This is a genomic window from Candidatus Aminicenantes bacterium, assembly GCA_026393795.1.
GTDB lineage: Bacteria > Acidobacteriota > Aminicenantia > UBA2199 > UBA2199 > UBA2199.
The window spans coordinates 1-1,503 of sequence record JAPKZL010000104.1 but is presented as its reverse complement, the minus strand read 5'-3'; the positions used below and the strand labels follow the sequence as shown (position 1 = coordinate 1,503).

The following is a 1,503-nucleotide window of genomic DNA, read 5'->3' as shown; positions in this document are numbered from 1 at the left end:
ATTAAAAGCTTATCCAGCGGTATATCTTTGGCAACACTTGCCGCCGAGGATTTGGGATACGTCACCGGTCCGGCGAACGAGAGCAAAAAGCCCATGTCGATATACTTCCTGCCAAGATCGGCATCGCCGCCGAAGCAGTGCAGCACGCCGACGGGATGATGCGCGCCTTTCATTCCGGCGACCCACTCACTGAGTATTTTAAAAACCTCGTCGTTCGCGTTGCGGCTGTGGATCACCACCGGCAACCCTGATTTCGACGCAAGTTCGAGATGGCGTTTAAAAGCCTCGACCTGTGACTCCTTCGACAAGCGGTTGCGGTAGAAGTCCAGCCCTGTTTCTCCTATTGCGACGACCTTGGGGTGCTTCGCCAGCGCTTCGAGACGAGCGATGGAGGCATCAGTCACCTTCGAGGCGTCGTGCGGGTGGATGCCTACGGTGGCGAAGACATCGCTGTGTTTCTCCGCCAGCGCAACCGCCGCCTCGCTGGATGCCAGATCGATGCCGATATCGATAACGGCTACGACTCCGGCCTCGCGCGCCCGCTGCAATACGCACTCGCGTCGCGGTCAGCGTCGAACTCACGCATGTCGATGTGCGTGTGGGAATCAAGCAGCACGCCCACCCTCCAGCTTCGCATCCTCCTTCTCAACTACCGAATCGTCAAGCTTGACAAAGAGGTGCTCCGGCTTGACCAGCTGCTGGCCGGGTACTATCTTCACCACAGACCAGCCGGCATCCTCAATGGAACCCGTGAGCCCAAGGTACTTATGCAGCTTGGCGCAGGTGAACGGCAGGAATGGGCTCAACATCGTCTTGAGATGTGAAAGAACCGAAAGGGCCACATGCAGCGCGGTGGCCGCATCCTCGCGATTTTCCTTAATCGTCTTCCACGGGGCCTTTTCATCGAGATAGCGGTTGGTATCCTGCGACAGGCTCATCACCGCCCGCATGGTCTCCCTGAAATGGCACTTTCCGATCATTTCATCGACATCATTGAATGTTTGACGTGCTTTCTCCAGCAGCGCCGCGCTGCGGTCGTCGATCTTACCCGGTGTCGGCACCTTGCCATCGAAGTTGCGGAAGGTGATGGTGAGCACGCGGTTGACGAGGTTGCCGTAGGTCGCCACCAGCTCGTCGTTGTTGCGGCGCACAAACTCCTGCCACGAGAAATCGGTATCTCCGTCCTCCGGCATGTTTATCGAAAGGAAATAACGCAGCGCATCGGGATCGTAGCGCTCCAGGTAATCGGGCAGCCACACCGCCCAGTTGCGGCTGGTTGAGAGCCGCCGGCCCTTGATGGTGATGAACTCGTTGGCGGGCACATCGTAGGGCAGGTTCAGATCGCCGTGCCCCATGAGCATGGCCGGCCAGATGATGGTATGGAAAGGGATGTTGTCCTTGCCGACGAAATAGTACGACTTGACATCGCCCTGCCAGAACCTTTTCCACGCGTCTTTGTCGCCTGAGCGCTCGGCCCACTCCATGCTGGCGGAGAGGTAGCCG

At 58.3% G+C, this 1,503-nt stretch carries 2 protein-coding genes; both read right to left on the bottom strand.

All coding sequences use genetic code 11. From position 1 onward, the window contains the following. Window positions 1–548: TatD family hydrolase (locus NTW95_05120; protein MCX6556799.1), on the bottom strand; the 548-nt coding region annotated here is incomplete at its 3' end. Window positions 549–605: 57 nt separating this feature from the next. Next, on the bottom strand, window positions 606–1,503 hold an 898-nt coding region (locus tag NTW95_05115; protein MCX6556798.1), incomplete at its 5' end, for a class I tRNA ligase family protein.